25 protein-coding genes are annotated in these 21391 nt (G+C 40.9%); 3 read left to right on the top strand and 22 right to left on the bottom strand.

Annotated elements, in window-relative coordinates; genetic code table 11:
• Positions 1–2: 2 nt before the first annotated feature.
• The 13 genes from GOM46_RS01885 to GOM46_RS01825 form a co-directional block, all read right to left on the bottom strand.
• Positions 3–770, bottom strand: coding sequence for an acetyl-CoA carboxylase carboxyl transferase subunit alpha (locus GOM46_RS01885; protein WP_235083812.1), 768 nt, complete (start codon positions 768–770; stop codon positions 3–5).
• Positions 770–1633: an acetyl-CoA carboxylase, carboxyltransferase subunit beta gene (gene accD / locus GOM46_RS01880; RefSeq protein WP_235083811.1), complete on the bottom strand. Its 864-nt coding sequence runs from the start codon at positions 1631–1633 to the stop codon at positions 770–772. Before accD ends, GOM46_RS01885 begins: the two co-directional genes overlap by 1 nt.
• A 34-nt stretch (positions 1634–1667) precedes the next feature.
• Complete coding sequence (gene accC, locus GOM46_RS01875; protein WP_235083810.1) at positions 1668–3035, bottom strand: acetyl-CoA carboxylase biotin carboxylase subunit; 1368 nt, start codon at positions 3033–3035, stop codon at positions 1668–1670.
• A gap of 11 nt (positions 3036–3046) precedes the next feature.
• Positions 3047–3469: a 3-hydroxyacyl-ACP dehydratase FabZ gene (fabZ, locus tag GOM46_RS01870; RefSeq protein ID WP_006145014.1), complete on the bottom strand. Its 423-nt coding sequence runs from the start codon at positions 3467–3469 to the stop codon at positions 3047–3049.
• Entirely contained in the window at positions 3466–3948 is a 483-nt protein-coding gene (accB, locus tag GOM46_RS01865; protein WP_235083809.1) for an acetyl-CoA carboxylase biotin carboxyl carrier protein, read from the bottom strand. Before accB ends, fabZ begins: the two co-directional genes overlap by 4 nt.
• 2 nt (positions 3949–3950) lie before the next feature.
• On the bottom strand, positions 3951–5186 hold the full coding sequence (gene fabF / locus GOM46_RS01860) for a beta-ketoacyl-ACP synthase II (protein WP_006150427.1): 1236 nt from the start codon (positions 5184–5186) through the stop codon (positions 3951–3953).
• A 22-nt stretch (positions 5187–5208) separates the two neighbouring features.
• Positions 5209–5943 carry a 3-oxoacyl-[acyl-carrier-protein] reductase gene (fabG, locus tag GOM46_RS01855; RefSeq protein ID WP_235083807.1) on the bottom strand — a complete coding sequence of 245 codons (735 nt, stop codon included), beginning with the start codon at positions 5941–5943 and terminating at the stop codon, positions 5209–5211.
• Positions 5944–5975: 32 nt separating this feature from the next.
• The gene (gene fabD, locus GOM46_RS01850) at positions 5976–6896 is read right to left on the bottom strand and encodes an ACP S-malonyltransferase (RefSeq protein WP_235083805.1); all 921 of its coding nucleotides are present in this window, start codon (positions 6894–6896) and stop codon (positions 5976–5978) included.
• Positions 6889–7863 carry an enoyl-[acyl-carrier-protein] reductase FabK gene (gene fabK / locus GOM46_RS01845; RefSeq protein ID WP_235083803.1) on the bottom strand — a complete coding sequence of 325 codons (975 nt, stop codon included), beginning with the start codon at positions 7861–7863 and terminating at the stop codon, positions 6889–6891. Before fabK ends, fabD begins: the two co-directional genes overlap by 8 nt.
• A 116-nt stretch (positions 7864–7979) precedes the next feature.
• On the bottom strand, positions 7980–8204 hold the full coding sequence (locus tag GOM46_RS01840; protein WP_000257840.1) for an acyl carrier protein: 225 nt from the start codon (positions 8202–8204) through the stop codon (positions 7980–7982).
• A gap of 59 nt (positions 8205–8263) precedes the next feature.
• Complete coding sequence (locus tag GOM46_RS01835) at positions 8264–9238, bottom strand: beta-ketoacyl-ACP synthase III (RefSeq protein WP_235083801.1); 975 nt, start codon at positions 9236–9238, stop codon at positions 8264–8266.
• Positions 9238–9672 (bottom strand): MarR family winged helix-turn-helix transcriptional regulator, encoded by a 435-nt coding sequence (locus GOM46_RS01830; RefSeq protein WP_235083799.1) that lies wholly within the window; start codon positions 9670–9672, stop codon positions 9238–9240. Before GOM46_RS01830 ends, GOM46_RS01835 begins: the two co-directional genes overlap by 1 nt.
• Before the next feature lie 91 nt (positions 9673–9763).
• Entirely contained in the window at positions 9764–10549 is a 786-nt protein-coding gene (locus GOM46_RS01825) for an enoyl-CoA hydratase (RefSeq protein ID WP_235083797.1), read from the bottom strand.
• Positions 10550–10802: 253 nt separating this feature from the next.
• On the opposite strand from GOM46_RS01825, the gene GOM46_RS01820 reads away from it, so the two are divergent.
• The 3 genes from GOM46_RS01820 to serS all read left to right on the top strand — a co-directional run bounded on the left by GOM46_RS01820 (position 10803) and on the right by serS (position 14029).
• Positions 10803–12167 (top strand): aspartate kinase, encoded by a 1365-nt coding sequence (locus GOM46_RS01820; RefSeq protein ID WP_235083796.1) that lies wholly within the window; start codon positions 10803–10805, stop codon positions 12165–12167.
• A gap of 2 nt (positions 12168–12169) precedes the next feature.
• A complete protein-coding gene (locus GOM46_RS01815; RefSeq protein WP_235083795.1) occupies positions 12170–12541 on the top strand; it encodes a DUF956 family protein in 372 nt (123 codons plus the stop codon).
• Positions 12542–12754: 213 nt separating this feature from the next.
• Complete coding sequence (gene serS / locus GOM46_RS01810) at positions 12755–14029, top strand: serine--tRNA ligase (RefSeq protein WP_235083794.1); 1275 nt, start codon at positions 12755–12757, stop codon at positions 14027–14029.
• 98 nt (positions 14030–14127) lie between these two features.
• Here serS and groL read toward each other — a convergent pair whose 3' ends face one another.
• The 9 genes from groL to GOM46_RS01765 all read right to left on the bottom strand — a co-directional run bounded on the left by groL (position 14128) and on the right by GOM46_RS01765 (position 21381).
• Positions 14128–15747 carry a chaperonin GroEL gene (gene groL, locus GOM46_RS01805; RefSeq protein WP_235083793.1) on the bottom strand — a complete coding sequence of 540 codons (1620 nt, stop codon included), beginning with the start codon at positions 15745–15747 and terminating at the stop codon, positions 14128–14130.
• 15 nt (positions 15748–15762) lie between these two features.
• Positions 15763–16047: a co-chaperone GroES gene (groES, locus tag GOM46_RS01800; RefSeq protein WP_235083792.1), complete on the bottom strand. Its 285-nt coding sequence runs from the start codon at positions 16045–16047 to the stop codon at positions 15763–15765.
• Positions 16048–16183: 136 nt separating this feature from the next.
• On the bottom strand, positions 16184–16477 hold the full coding sequence (locus tag GOM46_RS01795; RefSeq protein WP_000256768.1) for a hypothetical protein: 294 nt from the start codon (positions 16475–16477) through the stop codon (positions 16184–16186).
• A gap of 101 nt (positions 16478–16578) precedes the next feature.
• Positions 16579–17433: a PTS system mannose/fructose/sorbose family transporter subunit IID gene (locus tag GOM46_RS01790; RefSeq protein WP_029689583.1), complete on the bottom strand. Its 855-nt coding sequence runs from the start codon at positions 17431–17433 to the stop codon at positions 16579–16581.
• Positions 17417–18259 (bottom strand): PTS mannose/fructose/sorbose/N-acetylgalactosamine transporter subunit IIC, encoded by an 843-nt coding sequence (locus tag GOM46_RS01785; RefSeq protein ID WP_000156207.1) that lies wholly within the window; start codon positions 18257–18259, stop codon positions 17417–17419. Before GOM46_RS01785 ends, GOM46_RS01790 begins: the two co-directional genes overlap by 17 nt.
• A 57-nt stretch (positions 18260–18316) precedes the next feature.
• The gene (locus GOM46_RS01780; protein WP_000261775.1) at positions 18317–18811 is read right to left on the bottom strand and encodes a PTS system mannose/fructose/N-acetylgalactosamine-transporter subunit IIB; all 495 of its coding nucleotides are present in this window, start codon (positions 18809–18811) and stop codon (positions 18317–18319) included.
• A 14-nt stretch (positions 18812–18825) separates the two neighbouring features.
• Positions 18826–19263, bottom strand: coding sequence for a PTS sugar transporter subunit IIA (locus GOM46_RS01775; protein WP_004251855.1), 438 nt, complete (start codon positions 19261–19263; stop codon positions 18826–18828).
• A gap of 139 nt (positions 19264–19402) precedes the next feature.
• Entirely contained in the window at positions 19403–20701 is a 1299-nt protein-coding gene (locus GOM46_RS01770) for an ABC transporter substrate-binding protein (RefSeq protein ID WP_235083791.1), read from the bottom strand.
• The gene (locus GOM46_RS01765) at positions 20698–21381 is read right to left on the bottom strand and encodes a response regulator transcription factor (RefSeq protein ID WP_025173290.1); all 684 of its coding nucleotides are present in this window, start codon (positions 21379–21381) and stop codon (positions 20698–20700) included. The genes GOM46_RS01770 and GOM46_RS01765 overlap by 4 nt, the downstream gene beginning before the upstream one ends.
• Positions 21382–21391: the final 10 nt, after the last annotated feature.

Here is a 21391-nt window from a genome sequence, read left to right as displayed (position 1 = left end):
TCTTAGTATTTTCTAAAGCGTTGGTAACGATCTTCAATGAGTTGATCTAGTGGCAGTTTCCCAAGTTCATCAAGTTCTGCTCGGAGTTGTTCTTTGACTTGCTTGATTAAATCTTTGCTTGATAGACCTACCTCAGAGATAACCTTATCTACAATCTTCATATCTAGCAATTCGAAAGAAGTAATTTTCATCAACTCTGCAGCTTCCATGGCACGACTGCCATCCTTCCAAAGGATAGAAGCAAAACCTTCAGGACTGAGAACTGCATAGATAGAGTTCTCTAACATCCAGACACGGTCAGCTACGGCAAGAGCGAGGGCTCCACCAGAACCACCTTCACCAATAATAATAGCGATTATCGGCACCTTAAGATCGCTCATCTCCATGAGGTTACGAGCAATAGCTTCACCTTGACCACGCTCCTCTGCTCCGACACCAGGATAGGCACCTGCCGTGTTGATAAAAGTTACAACAGGACGGCCAAATTTTTCAGCCTGCTTCATCAAGCGAAGGGCTTTTCGATAACCTTCCGGATGAGGTTGTCCAAAGTTACGGTTAAGATTATCTTGTAAGCTTTTACCTTTTTGGATTCCAACAACAGTTACTGCTTGGTTTCCCAACCAACCGATACCACCAATAACAGCACCATCATCTCGGAAAGAGCGATCACCATGGAGCTCTACAAAGTCATCAAATATTCCTGTTGCGAAGTCCAAGGCAGTTAAACGGGTTTGTTCACGTGCTTCTCTGACGATTTTTGCAATATTCATCAACAATCCCCCTTATGTAACCTTACTAATCGAGCAATCATATCTGGCAGTTCTCTCCGTTTAACAATCGCATCCACAAAGCCATGTTCTAACAAAAACTCTGCCTTCTGGAAATCCTCTGGCAAATCTTCCCTTACGGTATTTTCAATGACACGACGTCCAGCAAATCCTACCAAACTTTGAGGCTCTGCCAAGATAATATCACCTTCCATGGCAAAGGAAGCTGTAACACCTCCGGTTGTTGGATCTGTTAGGATAGTCAGATAAAAGAGACCTGCATTGGAATGACGTTTAACTGCTGCAGAGATTTTAGCCATCTGCATCAAACTCATGATTCCTTCTTGCATACGTGCTCCACCAGATGCTGTAAACAAGACGACTGGTAATTTTTCAGCTGTCGCGTATTCAAACAATCGGGTGATTTTCTCACCAACGACCGTTCCCATAGACGCCATGATAAAGTTGGAATCCATGATTCCGAGGGCTACCTTTTCCCCCTTGATCAAAGCAGTTCCTGTAACAACAGCCTCATCAAGCCCTGTTTTTTCACGCATAGAGGCTAATTTTTTCTGGTAGCCTGGAAATTCCAATGGATCCTGCGTCTCAATCCAAGTAAACATCTCTAAGAAGCTTCCCATATCGATGGTCAAAGAAAGACGCTCTTGAGCTGAGATACGGAAGGTATAGCCACAGTGAGGACAAATACGCTCACTCCCTAGATCTTTTTGGTAAATGGTGTGTTTACAACCTGGACATTTTGAGAAGAGTTCGTCTGGAACCTCAGGTTTAGCTTGGGGCTTTTCTCTAAGTGAACGATTGGGATTAATTCGTATATATTTATCTTTTTTACTAAATAGAGCCATACATCCCCCTTTTCAGTCTCATACTCTTTTTATATTATTCTTTTTCTTGATAGTGTGGTAAGAAAGTTTCCATCAAGAATGAAGTATCGTAGTCTCCTGCTATCACTCGACGATCAGAAATCAAATCGAGCTGAAAATCAGCATTGGTGACAACCCCTTCAATTTCGAGTTCATAAAGAGCTCGTTGCATTTTCATGAGTGCATCAAATCGATTTTCACCATGAACAATAATTTTAGCAATCATACTATCATAGTATGGCGGAATGCTATAACCAGGATAAACTGCTGAGTCAACACGCAAGCCCACACCACCACTTGGTAGATAAAGATTGGTAATCTTCCCTGGGCTTGGTGCAAAATTAAAGACTGGGTTTTCTGCATTGATACGGCACTCAATGGCATGTCCTTTTAGAACAATGTCTTCTTGTTTCAAAGTCAATGGTTGACCCGCTGCGATACGGATTTGTTCCTTGACAATATCTACACCTGAAACAAATTCGGTTACCGGGTGTTCCACTTGGACACGCGTATTCATCTCCATAAAGTAGAATTTGCCACTTGCTTCATCTAGTAGGAATTCAATCGTACCAGCATTTTCGTAGCCTACAGACTCCGCTGCACGAACTGCCGCAGCACCAATTTCATTACGAAGGGTTTTTCCAATAGCAATCGAAGGACTTTCTTCTAAAACCTTTTGGTTATTCCGTTGAAGCGAACAGTCACGCTCACCAAGGTGAATAACATGTCCCATTTGGTCAGCAAGAATCTGTACTTCAATATGGCGAGCAGGATAAATCACACGCTCAAGGTACATAGCTCCATTACCAAAGTTGGCTTTGGCTTCACTAGAGGCTGTTTCAAAGGCTGACACAAGATCTTCTGCTTTTTCAACCTTACGAATCCCTTTTCCACCACCTCCAGCTGAAGCTTTCAACATAACTGGATAACCAATTTTTTCAGCAATAGCAAGAGCCTCTTCTGCTGTATGGACCTCTCCATCTGATCCTGGAATGACAGGCACATTGGCCTTAATCATTTGAGCACGGGCGTTAATTTTATCTCCCATGACATCCATGACACGGGCTGATGGTCCGATAAATTTGATCCCAACTTCTTCACACATAGTTGCAAATTTGGAATTTTCACTTAAGAAACCAAATCCAGGGTGAATAGCTTCAGCTTCAGTCAAGACTGCAGCTGATAGGATGGCATTGATGTTCAGATAAGATTCTGTAGCCTTCCCAGGGCCGATACAGATAGCCTCATCAGCCAAAAGCGTGTGGAGAGCCTCCTTGTCAGCAGTCGAATAGACAGCGACTGTTGCAATTCCTAATTCTCGTGCCGCACGAATAATACGAACAGCGATTTCACCACGATTGGCAATTAAAATCTTACGAAACATGGAAAACCTCCCTAGTTTCCAATAGCAAAGGTTAGAGTACCGCTTGCTGCAAGCTTACCATCTACTTCTGCCTTCGCTTCTACTACGGCGATGGTGCCACGACGCTTGACAAAAGTTGCTGTCATGACAAGCTGATCACCAGGAACAACTTGTTTCTTAAATTTCACTTTGTCCATACCAGCATAGAAAACAAGCTTCCCTTTGTTTTCAGGTTTTGATAATTCCAAGACACCTGCTGTTTGTGCCAAAGCTTCCATGATCAAGACACCTGGCATTACAGGATAGGCTGGAAAGTGTCCGTTGAAGAAAGGTTCATTAATCGTTACATTTTTAATAGCAACGATTGTATCTTCACTGACTTCCAAGACACGATCCACTAAGAGCATCGGATAGCGGTGGGGCAAAGCTTCTTTAATTCCTTGAATATCAATCATTTGATACGTACCAAGCCTTTCCCGAACTCAACCATTTCTTCATTGGCAACAAGAATTTCTGTTACGACACCATCTTTAGGTGCTGGAATTTCGTTCATGACCTTCATAGCTTCGATGATGACCAAGGTTTGGCCTTTTTTAACAGTATCACCAACTGAAACAAAATTAGGTTTATCAGGTCCGGCAGCCAAATAAGCAACTCCGACAAGTGGACTTTCTACAAGGTCTCCTTCAGCTACAGACTCAGTAACACTTGATTCTGAAGCTGCTTCTGCAGCTGGTGTTGTAGTTGGAACTTGTGGTGCAACTGTAGGTGTAGTTGCTGGAACCACAGGTTGAGGTGTTGGACTTGTTTCTGCAACAAGTTTTGCTTCATTCTTACTGAAGACCAACTCATCCGTTCCATTTTTATAAGAAAATTCTTTCAAGCTTGACTGGTCAAATTGTGCCATCAAGTCTTTGATTTCATTTAAATTCATCTTTACTTATTCTCCCAACGTTTGAAAGCAAGAACTGCATTATGTCCACCAAATCCAAAGGTATTTGAGATAGCATAAGGAATTTCACGTTCCACTCCTTGTCCATAAATTACGTTTGCTTCAATGTAGTCTGATAATTCTGTTGTTCCAGCTGTCATTGGAACATAGTTGTTACGAATTGCTTCAATTGTTGCAATGGCTTCAACTGCACCTGCTGCACCGAGCAAGTGTCCTGTAAATGACTTGGTTGAAGATACAGGTACTTCCTTACCAAGAACCGCTACAATCGCTCCACTTTCTCCTTTTTCATTAGCTGGAGTTGATGTACCGTGGGCATTGACATAGGCTACTTGGTCTGGTGTAATCTCAGCTTCATCCAAGGCAAGTTTGATAGCTTTAATAGCCCCTTGACCTTCTGGATGTGGTGAAGTCATGTGGTAAGCATCACAAGTGTTACCATAACCAACAACTTCGGCAAGGATAGTTGCTCCACGTTTTTCTGCGTGCTCTAAGCTTTCAAGAACCAACATACCTGATCCTTCACCCATGACAAATCCATTACGGTCTTTGTCAAATGGAATAGAAGCACGAGTTGGATCTTCTGTTGTTGAAAGAGCTGTTAAGGCTTGGAAACCTGCAATCGCAAATGGAGTAATAGATGATTCTGAACCACCAACCAACATGATATCTTGGAAACCAAACTTGATAGAACGGAAGGCATCTCCGATAGCATCATTTGATGAAGCACAAGCTGTATTGATAGATTTACAGATACCATTTGCACCAAAGCGCATAGCAACATTTCCTGCTGCCATATTTGGCAAGGCTTTTGGAAGTGTCAATGGTTTTACACGTTTTGGTCCTTTTTCGTGAAGTCGAAGGACTTGATCTTCGATTTCTCTGATTCCACCGATACCTGATGCAACAATGACACCAAAGCGATCTTTATCAAGCGCTTCTACGTCAAGATTTGCATTGTTCACCGCTTCTTGAGCTGCATACAAGGCATATAAAGAATAATCATCGAAACGATTAGTATCTTTTTTTACAAAATATTTGTCAAACGGAAAATCGTTAATTTCTGCTGCATTATGAACATCAAAAGCACTGTGATCAAACTTAGTTATTTCACCAATTCCAATGTTTCCATCTTTTAGATTGTTCCAAAATTCTTCTGGTGTGTTACCGATTGGAGATGTTAATCCATAACCTGTTACTACTACTCGATTTAGTTTCATTTTCATACCTCTATTTTAACTCTTATTGCATGGTTAGTCCACCATCAATTGCAATGACCTGTCCCGTTAGATAATCTTGGCTTGCAAGAAAGGCTGTGACCTCTGCGACCTGCTCAGCTTGGCCAAATTGTTTCATCGGAATTTGTGCTAACATAGCATCTTTCACCTTATCAGATAGGACTGCAGTCATATCTGATTCAATCATTCCTGGTGCAATAGCATTGACACGCACATTACGATTGGCAACTTCACGTGCTACTGATTTAGTAAATCCAATTAAACCAGCTTTAGAAGCAGCGTAGTTTGCTTGACCGATATTTCCCATCAAACCAACGACACTCGACATATTGATAATAGCACCTTCACGTGCTTTTATCATCTGTTTCAAAACAGCTTGTGTCATATTGAAGGCACCTGTCAAATTGATTTTCAAGACCTTCTCAAAATCTTCTTCTGTCATCTTGAGCATGAGGGTGTCTTGAGTAATCCCAGCATTATTCACTAGGACATCAACTGAACCTAGTTCTTCAATCGCTTGATCCACCATGCGTTTTGCATCTGTGAAGTCTGAGACATCACCAGAAATAGCAAGTACCTTCACACCATATGGTTTAAACTCGTTTAAAAGCTCCTCGGAGATTTCACCACGACTATTCAAGACAACGTTAGCTCCCAAGCTAGCAAATTTATGAGCAATGGCAAGACCAATTCCTCGACTTGAGCCTGTAATAAAGACATTTTTCTGTTCTAGTTTCATTTTTCTCCTTTCAGAACTTCTACCACATTAGTCTAATTATCTAAGAGTGCTTGTAAACTTGCTTGATCTTCAACATTTGCAAGTTGAGCAGTTTTATCAATCTTTTTGACGAATCCTGACAAGACTTTTCCAGGACCAATCTCGATAAAACGAGTGACTCCCGCTTCTTTCATGACTGCAATGCTCTCATAAAAACGAACAGGTTCCTTAACTTGACGAGTCAAGAGTTCTGCAATTCGTTCTTTTTCCATGACCTTTGCTTCTGTATTTCCAACAAGAGGACAAGCAAAATCAGAAAATTCAACTGCTGTCAGGGCTTGTGCTAATTTTTGACTTGCAGGCTCCAATAAAGCTGTATGGAAAGGTCCAGAAACATTTAGAGGAATCAAGCGTTTTGCTCCCGCTTCCTGCAAAAGTTCAACTGCACAATCTACTGCAGCTACCTCACCACCGATAACAATCTGGCTTGGAGTATTGTAGTTAGCTGGAGTCACAACGCCAAATTGAGAAGCATCTTGACAAGCTTGTTCAATAACTTCAACTGGAGTATTGAGTACGGCTACCATTTTACCAGACCCAGCAGGTGCCGCTTCTTCCATATAAGATCCACGCTTAGCAACTAGTGCCACTGCATCCTCAAAATTCAAAGCGCCACTAGCTACAAGGGCTGAATATTCTCCAAGCGACAAACCTGCCACCATATCAGGCTGGTAACCTTTTTCCTCTAGAAGTCGGTAAATCGCAACTGAAGTAGCCAAAATAGCTGGTTGTGTGTAGCGAGTCTGATTTAACTTTGCTTCATCATTGTCAATCAAATCACGGAGATCATAACCCAAGACTTGGCTAGCTTGATCGATTGTTTCCTTGACGATAGCATATTGGTCATAGAGCTCGCGACCCATTCCTAGGTATTGAGCTCCTTGACCTGCAAATAGAAAGGCTGTTTTAGTCATTTCTTGTAACTCCTGCCCAACGAGCAGCTTCTGATTGAATCTTTTCAGCTGCACCGTAGTAGATATCTTTTAAGATTTCTTCAACAGTTTCTTCTTTAGAAACCAAACCTGCAATCTGACCGGCCATCACTGAACCACCATCCACATCACCATGGACAACAGCTTTAGCGAGAGCTCCCGCACCCATTTGCTCAAAGATTTCCAAATCTGGATTTTCTTGTTTAAAGGCATCTTTTTCAGCTTGCTCGAAATCACGAGTCAATTGGTTTTTGATGGCACGAACTGCGTGTCCAAAATGTTGTGCTGAAATCGTTGTATCAATATCACGGGCTTTTAAAATCTTAGCTTTATAGTTTGGATGAGCATTAGATTCTTTAGCAACTACAAAACGAGTTCCTACTTGAACAGCTTCTGCACCAAGCATAAATCCAGCTGCAGCTCCCTCGCCGTCTGCAATACCACCTGCAGCGATTACAGGAATTGAAACAGCCGCCGCAACTTGGCGAACCAAGGTCATAGTTGTTAATTTACCAATATGTCCGCCGGCTTCCATACCTTCAGCAATGACGGCATCTGCACCGATTTTTTCCATGCGTTTCGCCAATGCAACACTAGGAACTACAGGAATAACGGTAATTCCAGCATCATGGAATCGCTCCATGTATTTGCTTGGATTTCCTGCACCAGTTGTGACTACCTTAACCCCTTCTTCAATAACGAGGTCAACAATATCATCTACAAATGGAGACAGAAGCATAATATTAACACCAAAAGGTTTATCTGTTAAAGATTTAATCTTATCGATATTAGATTTAACAACTTCTTTAGGTGCGTTTCCTCCACCAATGATTCCGAGACCACCAGCTTTTGAAACAGCTCCAGCCAAATCGCCATCTGCCACCCAGGCCATTCCACCTTGGAAGATAGGATATTTAATATTTAATAGTTCAGTGATACGTGTTTTCATATTGCCTCCATAAGTCTTGCTTACGTAATAGTTCGACCTTATTATAATTTGAAAATCAAACTATTACCTAAACAAGAGGGAGCGGGTCTCCCCTACTCCTTCTTTATTTATTCTAATTATTTTGTTTGCTCTTCAACGTAAGCAACCAAGTCGCCAACTGTTTTCAAGTTGTCTTCAGCTTCGATTTGGATATCAAAAGCGTCTTCGATTTCTGAGATTACTTGGAACAAGTCCAATGAATCTGCATCCAAATCATCAAAAGTAGATTCAAGTGTTACTTCTGATGCATCTTTTCCAAGTTCTTCAACGATAATTTCTTGTACTTTTTCAAATACTGCCATGATAGACTCCTTTAAAATAAATAGTTTTTTTTATAACAATGTGATCACCACATGATTACCTAAATTGTAACAATAAGTGTGCCCCATGTCAAACCTCCACCGAAACCTGACAAGAGAATTTTTTGGCTACCATCTAAATTGATGAGCCCTTCTTCTACACACTCAGAAAGTAAAATCGGGATACTTGCCGCACTGGTATTTCCATACTTCATCATATTAGCAGGAAGCTTGTCACGATCGACACCGATTTTTCTAGCCATCTTATCTAAAATTCGAATATTAGCTTGATGAAGCAAGAAATAATCGAGTTCATCTGCTGATATTGGACTTTTTTCGATAGTTTGCTTAATGGATTCAGCCACATCTCGAATTGCGAAGTCGAAAACTGCTCTCCCATCCATTTTCAAGAAAACATCTGGTTCTTCTTGAATCGAAAATGGTGAAATCAATCCTGTCTTTCCATAGGTGAGACACTCACCACGAGAACCATCGCTATTGAGACTTTCTGCTAAGAAATGTTCTTGATCACTTGCCTCAAGTAGCACTCCGCCAGCTCCATCTCCAAACAAGACAGCTGTTGAGCGGTCAGACCAGTCCAAAGATTTTGACACGGTCTCACTACCGATAACAAGACCTTTTCGATATGTTCCTGAAGAAATGAACTTTTCTGCAGTTGATAAGGCGAAGACAAATCCACTACAAGCGGCTGTTAAATCATAAGCAAAAGCCTTATGAGCGCCGATTTTGGCCTGAACACGAGCTGCGGTTGAAGGCATCATCGAGTCAGGTGTCATAGTAGCCAGAATAACGAAATCTAGCTCTTCAGCAGAAATCCCTGCCTTCTCTAGAAGTTGCCTTGCAACCTCTGTCGCTAAATCTCCTGTTGATTCTGTCTTAGAAATATGACGTTCTTTAATCCCTGTCCGACTTAAAATCCATTCATCACTCGTATCCATGACCTGAGCCAGGTCCTCGTTTGTGACAATCTGCTCTGGAGCATAATGAGCGACCTGGCTTATTTTTGCAAAAGCCATTATTTCAAATCCTCCAAAAAGTGATAAAGGTTTATCAACCCTCTACCCATAACATCCATTTCCTCAGGACTCATACCTTCGATAATTCTTTCGACCATGGCCTTATGGAAACGTTTATGGAGACGGTGCACGAGACGACCCTTCTTTGTCAAATGAAGATGTACTACACGACGATCCTGATCTGAACGAATCCGTTCGATGTATCCTTTTCGCTCCAGATTGTTTAAGCTCGTTGTCACAGTCCCTAGTGTTACCATCAACTCTTTGGAAACTTGACTAGGAGTCACTTCTGGATACTTACCGATAACATCAATCGTATGCATTTCTTTGATAGAGATATCTTTGAAACGACTACCTCGCAAACTTACTTCCTCGATCACTAGGACGTTGTTAAAAATTGATGTTAAATAGTCATTGACTTGTTGGTAGTCCATTTCTCTTCCCTCCTTACCAAAAAAAGTTTTATAATCAAAACATTTGACTAGAAAAGTATATCAAACTTCAAAGAATTGTGCAAGCATTTTTTTATTTCCCGACAAATTTTGGACGTCTTCTCTCAGAATGTGCACGTACACCTTCTTTAAAATCCTCTGTGTAGGATAGTGATTCTTGCAATTCTAATTCAAGTTTAGCGTATTCATGCCACTGTTTAAACTCACTTTCCCAAACAAGTTTCTTAATCGCAGCATAGGAATTTGAAGAACCGCGTCTCAACTTCTTCAACAATTGTTCTCTAGTTTTTTCTAATTGTTCACTAGTGCATAGGCGATACAATGCTCCTGCTTCAAAGGCTTTTTCAGCGGTAAAAGCTTCGCCTGTCATTGCTAATTGATTTGCTCGAGTTGCACCTAGAGATCGTGTAAGCAAGAATAAGCCACCTGCATCAGGAGCTAAGCCCACACCTACAAAAGCCTGGATGAATTTAGCTTTGTCAGATGCAATACAGAAATCAACTGCTAAGGCCATATTTGCTGCGGCTCCAGCAACTGCTCCGTCAACTTCCATGATGACTGGCTTAGGAATCTGTTTAATCTTATAAGAAATTGTATTAACCAATTCAGCAATTCGTGCAAGTGAAGCAATATCATCCTCATCGACAGCACGTTTCATCTCAACCAAGTCTCCACCGACCGAAAATACCTTTCCTGCTGCATTGATAAGAATAAATGAAACGGAATCATCCTTTTCAGCCAATTCCAGTGCTTCTAAAATTTCTTCACACATAGGAATATGGAAACCATTTGCCACTTCGGGACGATTTAAAGTAATTGTTGCTAAATCGTCTTGAATTTGAAAGATAATATGATTCATAGCTACTCCTTTAATTTAAAAAGCTGATTAAATTATTTTATCTTCAAAGTATATCTTTTTATTTCTATTTACACAAGCAAAAATCGATAAAAAGTGTATCAGCCGATTTCGAAAGAGTATTTTCTATCTTAAAAATAATTTGGTTGATACAATCGTGTCCAGACCTCTTACAAGAAGCTGGCTTTCCTATTGCAGATTGAAAAAAGACCTCCTTTCTGCTATAATCGTATAAAATACTATCTTAGGAGTTCTTATGAAAGTTGTAAAATTTGGAGGAAGTTCACTTGCCTCTGCAAGCCAGTTGAAAAAGGTTTTAGACATTGTAAAAAGTGATCCTGAACGTCGTTTTGTAGTTGTATCTGCACCAGGAAAGCGTGATGCTGAAGATACCAAGGTTACAGATGCTTTGATTAAATATTATCGTGACTATGTGGCAGGAAACGATATCAGTGCTAGTCAAAACTGGATTATCGACCGTTACGCTGCAATGGTTAGCGAACTAGGACTTAAACCAGCTGTTTTAGAACGAATCTCTAAAAGTATCCGAGCACTCGCTACTCTTCCAATTGAAAACAACGAATTTCTTTACGATACTTTTCTAGCTGCAGGGGAAAATAATAACGCTAAACTAATCGCAGCTTACTTCAACCAAAATGGATTAGATGCACGCTATGTTCATCCTCGAGAAGCCGGTATTGTTGTAACAAGCGAACCTGGTAACGCTCGTATCATTCCTTCAAGCTATGATAAAATCGAAGAACTCAATAACGGCACAGAAGTCCTTGTTATTCCTGGATTCTTCGGTGTCACAAAAGAAAACCAAATCTGTACCTTCTCCCGTGGAGGATCTGATATCACAGGTTCTATCATTGCTGCCGGTGTCAAAGCAGACCTTTACGAGAACTTTACTGATGTTGACGGAATTTTTGCAGCACACCCTGGTATTATTCATAAACCACACTCAATCCCTGAATTAACTTACCGTGAAATGCGCGAATTGGCTTATGCTGGATTTTCTGTACTCCATGACGAAGCTCTCTTGCCAGCCTACCGTGGGAAAATTCCTTTGGTTATCAAGAACACTAATAACCCTGACCATCCAGGAACTCGTATCGTACTACAACATACCAGTGATAAATTCCCAGTAGTGGGAATTGCTGGTGACTCTGGCTTTGTCAGCATCAATATGTCTAAGTACCTTATGAACCGCGAAATTGGTTTTGGTCGCAAGGTACTTCAAATTCTTGAAGACTTAAATATCGGTTGGGAACATATGCCGACTGGTATCGATGACCTTTCTGTCATTTTGCGTTCACGTGAATTGACACCTATTAAAGAAGAAGAAATCCTTCGTCAACTTGTGCAAAAAGCAGAAGTCGATCATGCTGAAATTGAACACGACCTCTCTATCATTATGATTGTTGGTGAAAAGATGAAGCGTCATATCGGGGTAACTGCTACTGCTACTCGCGCCTTGTCTGAAAATAATATCAACATCCAAATGATGTCCCAAGGGTCTAGCGAAGTTTCTATCATGTTCGTTGTCCACAAAGACCAAGAGAAAGCAGCTATTAAGGCTCTTTATCAGGCATTTTTTGGCGAAAATAAGGAAGACTAAAGATGGCACAATCCCTCAACAAAGTCGTTGACATACAAACCACTGGAACTTCCTATCTTTCCATTTCAGGAAAGGTTGGAAAATTTCTGGTCGGAGATCAGGCTTTAGAATTTTACGCGGACCGTAATGTCGAAGATTACATTCAAATCCCATGGTCCAGCATTCATCAAATCGGAGCCAACGTCTCTGGACGTAAGGTCAGTCGTCATTTTGAAGTCTTTACAGACCAAGGAAAATTCCTCTTTGCCTCAAAAGACTCTGGAAAAATTCTTAAAATTGCTCGTGAAAAACTAGGCAATGATAAGGTTGTTAAGCTACCTACCTTACTTCAAATCATTGGACGTAAAATCAAAAATCTATTTGCAAAAAAATAGAAACTTTAGTATAATCATAGAAACGGATAAGTAGGTTAAGTTGATCTTTCAGAAAGTCTGCGGGTGCTGTGAGCAGATAGAAAACTTAAGTGAAATTCTACCGTTGTTGCAAACTAAATACATAATTAAGTGCACACCTGTGAAGTTGGATGGAACCGTGGCCCTGCCACTCCAACGCTTTGTCAGGTGTGCTTTTTTCATAAAGGAGTTTATATGTTAGATATTAAACGAATCCGCACAGACTTTGATGCTGTCGCTAAAAAACTCGCTACACGTGGTGTAGACGCTGCTATTTTGAACGAGATGAAAGAGATCGATGCAAAACGTCGTGATATCTTGGTCAAGGTTGAAACTCTCAAGGCTGAACGTAACACAGTTTCTGCCGAGATTGCTCAAGCTAAACGCAACAAAGAAAATGCAGACGATAAAATTGCTGCCATGCAAGCTCTCTCTGCCGAGGTCAAAGCTCTGGATGCAGAATTGGCAGAGATCGATGCGAAATTGACAGAATTTACCACAACTCTTCCCAACATCCCTGCTGATAGTGTTCCTATCGGTGCTGACGAAGACGATAACGTAGAAGTTCGCCGTTGGGGAACTCCTCGCGAGTTTGGTTTCGAACCAAAAGCTCACTGGGATCTAGGTGAAGACCTCGGTATTCTTGACTGGGAACGTGGTGGAAAAGTCACTGGCGCTCGCTTCCTCTTCTATAAAGGACTTGGAGCTCGTTTGGAACGTGCTATCTACAACTTTATGTTGGATGAGCATGGTAAAGAAGGCTATACAGAAGTCATCACACCTTACATGGTCAACCATGATTCTATGTTTGGTACTGGTCAATATCCAAAATTCAAGGAAGATACGTTTGAATTGAAAGACACAAACTATGTCCTCATTCCTACAGCTGAGGTTCCTCTGACCAACTACTACCGTGATGAAATTCTTGACGGAAAAGACTTGCCAATCTACTTTACCGCGATGAGTCCATCTTTCCGTTCTGAAGCTGGTTCAGCTGGTCGCGATACTCGCGGTTTGATCCGTTTGCACCAATTCCACAAGGTTGAAATGGTGAAATTTGCCAAACCAGAAGAATCATACGAAGAATTGGAAAAGATGACAGCTAACGCTGAAAACATCCTTCAAAAACTCAACCTTCCATACCGTGTGGTAGCTCTCTCTACAGGAGATATGGGCTTCTCAGCAGCAAAAACTTACGACTTGGAAGTGTGGATTCCTGCACAAAATACTTATCGTGAAATCTCAAGCTGTTCAAATACAGAAGATTTCCAAGCTCGTCGTGCCCAAATCCGTTACCGTGATGAAGCAGATGGAAAAGTGAAACTCCTTCACACTTTGAACGGTTCTGGACTTGCTGTTGGACGTACCGTTGCTGCTATTCTTGAAAACTATCAAAATGAAGATGGTTCTGTGACCATTCCAGAAGTTCTTCGTCCATACATGGGTGGAGCTGAAGTTATCAAACCATAACTAATTGAATTCTAAAGAGGAAGCTGAACTTCCTCTTTAGAATTTACAAGAAAGAAAAACAGGTAGAAATAAAGATTTCTACCTGTTTTTTATATTTCTTAGTAACCACCCATCATAGATGGATCCATTGCTGGAGCTGGGGCTACTGGTTCTGGTTTGTTAGCTACAACTGCTTCGGTAGTCAAGATGAGACTTGCTACTGAAGCTGCGTTCTGAAGGGCTGAACGGCTTACCTTAACAGGATCGATGATTCCCGCTTCAATCATATTGACCCATTCACCTGTTGCAGCGTTGAAGCCAGTCCCAAGCTCTGCATTTTTCAAACGATCAATAACAATTGAACCTTCATAACCTGCGTTGTGGGCAATTTGACGTACAGGCTCTTCCAAGGCACGAAGAACAATATTGCGACCTGTTGCTTCATCGCCTTCTAATTCCAAGACAGCGACAGCTGAGATAACATTAACAAGGGCAGTACCACCACCTGCAACGATACCTTCTTCAACAGCTGCACGAGTCGCGTTAAGAGCATCTTCGATACGGAGTTTCATTTCTTTCAACTCAGTTTCAGTTGCAGCACCAACCTTGATAACAGCTACTCCACCTGACAATTTAGCCAAGCGTTCTTGAAGTTTTTCACGGTCGAATTCTGAAGTTGTTGTTTCAATTTGTGATTTGATAACAGCGACACGGTTAGCAATTGCTTCAGGATTTCCCGCACCTTCTACAATAACAGTACTATCTTTATCTACAGTCACTCTCGCTGCTTGACCAAGCGCTTCAATAGTAGCATCTTTCAATTCAAGACCAAGATCTTCTGTGATAACAGTTCCGCCTGTCAAGATAGCGATATCTTCCAACATAGCCTTACGACGGTCCCCAAAGCCAGGAGCCTTAACAGCAACGACGTTGAAAGTTCCTCGAATCTTGTTCAAGACAAGAGTTGGAAGAGCTTCACCGTCAACATCATCAGCAATGATCAAGAGTGGACGGCTACTTTGAAGAATGCTTTCTAGAAGTGGCAAGATTTCTTGGATATTTGAGATTTTCTTATCGGTGATTAAAATATATGGATTTTCAAGGTCTGCCACCATTTTTTCATTGTCAGTGACCATGTACTGTGATAGATAACCACGGTCAAACTGCATTCCTTCTACAACTTCAAGCTCTGTTTCCATACCACGTGATTCTTCAATGGTGATGACTCCATCTTTGCCAACTTTTTCCATAGCTTCAGAGATGTACTCACCAACTTTTTCAGAGCGAGAGGATACGGCAGCGACTTGTGCAATAGCTTCCTTGCTTGATACTGGAATGGCATTGTTCTTCAAGGCTTCCACAGCAGTTGCAACCGCTGCTTCAATCCCACGACGGATACCGATTGGGTTTGCTCCTGCTGTAACGTTTTTGATCCCTTCACGAACAATAGCTTGGGTCAAAACTGTTGCAGTAGTTGTCCCGTCACCAGCGATATCATTGGTTTTAGAAGCAACTTCTGACACCAATTTGGCACCCATATTTTCAAAATGGTCTTCTAGTTCGATTTCTTTAGCGATGGTTACACCGTCATTGGTAATCAATGGTGAACCGAATGATTTTTCAAGAACGACGTTACGTCCTTTAGGTCCCAAGGTCACTTTAACAGTATCAGCTAGGATATCAACGCCACGGACCATTGCTGAGCGTGCATCAGATGAAAATTTAATCTCTTTTGACATACTTATTTCCTCCTATTATTCTTCCACAATTGCTAAGATGTTAGCCTCACCAACGATGACATATTTTTCATCACCATCTTCGACTTCAATACCCGCATGAGCTTCGACTAAAACTTGATCTCCAACTTTTACACTTGGAGCAACTAGTTCACCGCTCAAGGTACGAACACCTTGTCCAATAGCTACTACTTTAGCTGTTTTTGTTTTTTCTTGGGCTGATCCTGCAAGGACAAAGCCACCAACTGTTTGTTCTTTTTCTTCAATTTTCAAGACCACGCGGTCTCCTAATGGTTTCAACATCTGCTTTCCTCCATAAGATAATCATATTATTAGCACTCTTTGCATACGAGTGCTAAACCATAGTTCTATTGTATCACTTAGTCAGAAATAGTCAAGAAAAAAACACCTCAAAAATGAAAGAGATGTTCCTTTAATATTAATTGAGAATCGTCAACTTTTGATTGAAATCATCGATAACCTTTTGGAGATTGATCCGCCCGCGGTAGATACCATATCCAAAAACCACCATTCCTAATATTCCAATCAAGGCAAGTAAAATTCCGAAAATTAAGAGTGGGAGGAAGGTTTTATGAAAAAGATAAATCAATACCACACCAATACTAGCAGTGATAAAGAGCAAACTGAACCAACGACCCAAATTTTCAAGCATGTGGCGTTGATACTTAATTTCTGTTTCATATCCATTAACAAGTTCTTGTTTTGTAACCATGAAAATCCTCCTGATAAAAATTGAGAATGAAGTGTAAGAGAAGGAGGTTAATCTACTTCATTCTCAAAATTTTTACTAGTAAATATTGGGTTCTCTTGACCTTAGTAATTAAGATGTGGGTCAAAGATACCTAGAGCAACACCAATTAAGGCAACAACAACTAGAATTAACATGACTTTGTTTGGTGAAACTTTTTTCTTAGACATCAACCACCAGCAAATAGTGATGAAGGTTGCTGTCAAGAGACCTGGATAAACACCATCAATCTTTTCTTGAATTTTAAGGAAGGCTTCTCCGTTAGCATTTTTAAATTCGAGTGCTGTTGTAACAGAGACCCAAGTCGCTGCTACGGCACCAATAACCATACCACCGACAACGCTGATTGCTTTACGAAGAGCTTGTCCTTTTGGTCCTACTAGGAATTCAACGGCTTTATCCCCTAATTGATATCCTTTGAAGAAGGCAAAGCGCATACCAAAGTAGACTAGGAAGTTCCATACGACGATGTAGAAGATAGCACCAGCGACGTTACCACCTTTAGAAAGACCAAGTGCAATCCCCAAAAGAACTGGAATCAAGGTACCAACGATCAAAGAGTCACCAATACCAGCGATTGGTCCCATCAAACCGGCACGCATCCCATTGATGGTTTCACCATCTACTGCATCTCCATTTGCACGTGCTTCTTCCAAACCAGCTGTAATCCCTACAACAAGAGATCCAAGTTGCGGTTCAGTATTGAAGAAAGCAGTATAGGTTTGCATAGCATCTTTTTGTTCTTCTTTTGTATCATACATTTCTTCTACGATTGGAAGCATAGAAGTCAAGTACCCAAAGGTTTGCATGTGTTCTTGAGAGAAACAAGTCAAATGACCATAATACCAATGATGAAATGCTTTTGCTAATGTTTTCTTTGAAATTTTCTTTCTATCAGCCATTTTAAATATCCTCCTCATCATCGTCTACGTAAACAGCCCCAGCTGGAACAGCTTTCATAGATTTGATTACTTCAAGTTCATAGTAGATTACTGCAAAGATCAATGAAACAACCGCACTCGCTACCAAGTTCAAGCCGAGAGATTTAGCCAAGGTAAATCCAACAAAGAATGGAATGAAGTCAGTTGCTTTTGTAACAATTTGTTTCAACAAGATAGCAATACCGACACATGGGAGAAGAGCTCCGACTGTAAAGAGAGCTTTCATCCAGAAACCATCCATAGGAAGATAAAGTTTCATCAAATCAACCATGTTTTCACCATATTTAGTGATAATCATAGTTGGAAGGAAAGAGAAGAGGAAGTGAGAGATCCATGGGTAAACCCAGTCAACTGCGTAGAGTTTTTTGAAGTTTCCTTCTTCAACGGCTTTCCAACCAATGTGTTGCCAAAGCAAGTTCATGGTAGCTGTTCCGTAGAAAAGAACAGTACCGATTGTCCCAACGGCCGCACCGATTGGGGCTGCAGCTGCTGCAATTCCAGCTTCGTCTGTGATGTGATTTGCATGCACAAACAAGATAGCAAGAGGAACACCGATATAAGAAATGGCACGAACATCCGCAGATACGGTTCCACCAGGTGTTACCAAGGCGATATAAACGACTTGAAGGGCAACCCCTACCATAATACCGGTTGTCACATCTCCAAGAATTAAACCTGAGATCAACCCACCAATCAAGGGACGACCGAGTGTATAGTTCCCGATACTGGAACCTCCCATACCAGGCATTGAAGACAAGCTGGCGAAAACTGCAAGCAAGATTGCTTGAATCCATGAAATTGTCATAACAAACGCTCCTTTTTGTTTGTAAATTTATTTACCTAATTAATAAAATTGTTAGGTTTAAAAACCAAATTTAGATTTGAAATCATCCCAGTAACCAATCGAAACATCAGGCAACAACTGGAATTTCACCTTATAGCCTGCTGCTTGAATGGCTTGGAAGGCTTCTGCTTCTTCCTGTGTGATGGATTGGTTATTACCCAATTTCACTGCACCAGGACGATCATTTGCAGGGCCTACGATGATTTCTTTAACATCCCCTGGAACAAAACCTTGGTCCACCAAAATTTCCTTCATATCGATTGGATTTTTGGTGATCAAGAAGTAACGACTATCTGATTCTGTTACTTTTGCTGATTTTTCTTTAAATGCTTCTTTTGTCCATACAAAGGTTTTTTTGTCTGATGCGCCTTTGTAAGCTTGGATCAAAACCTTGTTTGATGCTGCTGCATCGTTTACGGCAATCAAACCATCACATGGTTTTTCTTTTGCCCAGCGTGTGACTGTTTGACCGTGAATCATGCGGTCATCAATCCGTACAAATGTTACTACCATAAGGTACCTCCCTATTAAATATCGTCATCATCTTCTTCAGCACTAGTGGCTGAAACTTCAAAAGGCTGTAGTGCAGATCGTGCTTCTGATAAGATGGTGGCTGACAAATCGTCTCCATCCAACACATCCTTCATCACTACTGCTGTTAAAGCCATGGTAAGATTCATTCCACCAAGGATCAAAGCTTCATCTAGCTTCCCAACTTCTTCTAGGACAGTTGCTGCTGTGGTTAGTGGACTACCGCCTACAATATCTGCCAAGACCAGTACAGAATCATCTGCTGTCAATTCTGAAATGCTTTCTCTAAAATCAACTGCAAAATCATCGACCGACTTTCCTTCTTTGAGTCCAACTGCAATGACCTGGTTCATCTTATCACCAGCAAACATAGCTAGTGATGTTTTTAGGCCTTCTGCCAATCCTCCATGACTGACTAAAATGAGGTATTTCATTTTGCTACGCCTCCTTTATTTGACTCTATTGTAGATTATTTGAAAGCGTTTTTACATTGTCAAATGTCACATTATAAACATGACATTTAGCAATAAAAAAATGACATCTGTCACTTGACACGATGTCATCTTTTTTTCTTTAAAATCCTACCTGGAGACTACTTTCAATCTCCCTTTGAATTTGCGGCAGGCGGTTCTCAACATCTTGATTGCGCAAGGCATTGCCAATCAAGTAGTCCAGTTTTTCTAACACTTCTTTCGAGACATTCTTGGGACTACTTTCTACAGCTTGTTCCATGATTCGGTTCAAGGTCTGATTGGTTAAGGAATCTGCCCCAAAATCATCCACTTGCAGAAGGTCTTTACTAGAACGACTCTTGACTACATCAGGCATGACAGAAATCCCTTGAGATTCAGCAAAAAGAGTTTGTTGGATTTCTGGATCCTCTGTCAACACTTGCATCAACTCCCAAGCCAACTTTGAATGAGGAGTCCGAGCAGACATGGCAAAAGAAGTCGTCGTAACCAAGGTCGCCTTAGTGGTTTTTGACTTAGCAGGCATAGGAATACAGGTCCAGGTGAAGTTTGAATATTTGGAAACATGATAGGGATAAGGTTTATAAGTCCTATATTGAGCCAAAGTCATGGGGTAAAACGCTACTTTCCCTTGGTCAAAATCTTTGGAACTCACCTTATAATTTTTATTTAACTCTTCCAATTTTTGCAGAAAAGTCAAAGATTCTTTGACTTCTGGAGCTGTGAGCTTGAGCGTCCCTCCTTGAAAGAGACTGCCTCCATTTGCTGTCAAAGCTTCTTTCCAGGTATATTCTGTACTCCCAAACTGATCCAATTGACCATCTCCATTGGTATCTTTGGTTAGTTTTTTACAAATCTCATAAAATTCTTCAAGACTCCAACCTTCTTTGGGAACCTCAATGCCTTCTTTATCCAGTAAATCTTTATTGACACACATCAAAATAGGATTGCTTTCGTAAGGTAAGGCATAGGGTTGTTCCTGATAGACACAGGATTCAAATGCAGCGGTATAAAAAGTAGCCTGATCTTTTTGACTCATATAACCATTCAAATTTTCTAAAACGCCACGCGCTGCCAATAAAGAAATATCTTGTTCAGAGACCATAAAGACATCCGGTGTCTTTCCTGAAACAATTTTTTCTGAGAGCCAGTTTGAATATTCAGACTGTGGAATTCCATTTTCATATTCCACACGGACATTGGGATGGGACTTTTCAAATTTTTCAATTGCTCGATCTAAAGCATGCGAACGTTGACTGGTTGGTACATCCCAACTAGAACCTGCATAAACTCCTATATGAAGTACGGTTGGTTGCTGTTTCCACCAATAAACCCCCGCACTTACACAGAGCATAATAAGGAGTCCAACCCCAAAATAAAGATGCTTTCGCTTTAATTTCATTCCGTATTTCCTTTTGAAAAATCGCGTCTGGTCACTCCTGTTTGGACTGACCAAATCGCTAATTGTGTTCGATCCCGTAGGTTTAATTTTGCCAAAATCGTTGATAAGTAATTGCGCACGGTTCCTTCTGACAAGAAAAGTTTGGCGGCAATTTCTTTGTTAGACTCGCCATAACCAATTTCTTGAATAATTCGCCATTCCGTAGTGCTTAAATCTTTGACATTATCTTCATCCACAGTAATAGAAAAGTTGGATTTAGCCATCTGTGAGAAAATTTGAAAGACTTTGCTAGCGATATTAGGGTTAATCATAGCTCCACCCTGATACACCACCTTAATAGCTTCATAGAGCTCGTCTGTCGATGTCCCTTTTAAGAGATATCCTGAAGCACCATATTTGAGCGCACTATAGATAAATTCATCATCATCAAAGGTCGTTAAAATAATAATTTTGATATCCGGATAATGCTCTTTTACTTCTTTTGTAGCCAAAACTCCATCCATACCTGGCATCCGAATATCCATCAAAATTAGATCAGGATGAGTTTGTGGAATGCTCGACAAGACATGATTCCCATCTTCTACTGTTGCTACCACTTCGATATCGGAGTGAGCTGACAAAATAATTTTCAGAGATTCTCGAATCAAAGACTGGTCATCTGCCACCATTACTTTTATCACCATCTCTTAT

It is taken from the genome of Streptococcus infantis, from assembly GCF_021497965.1.
GTDB lineage: Bacteria > Bacillota > Bacilli > Lactobacillales > Streptococcaceae > Streptococcus > Streptococcus infantis_B.
Note: the sequence above shows the minus strand (reverse complement) of the source record. Positions and strands in the feature narration are given on the sequence as shown.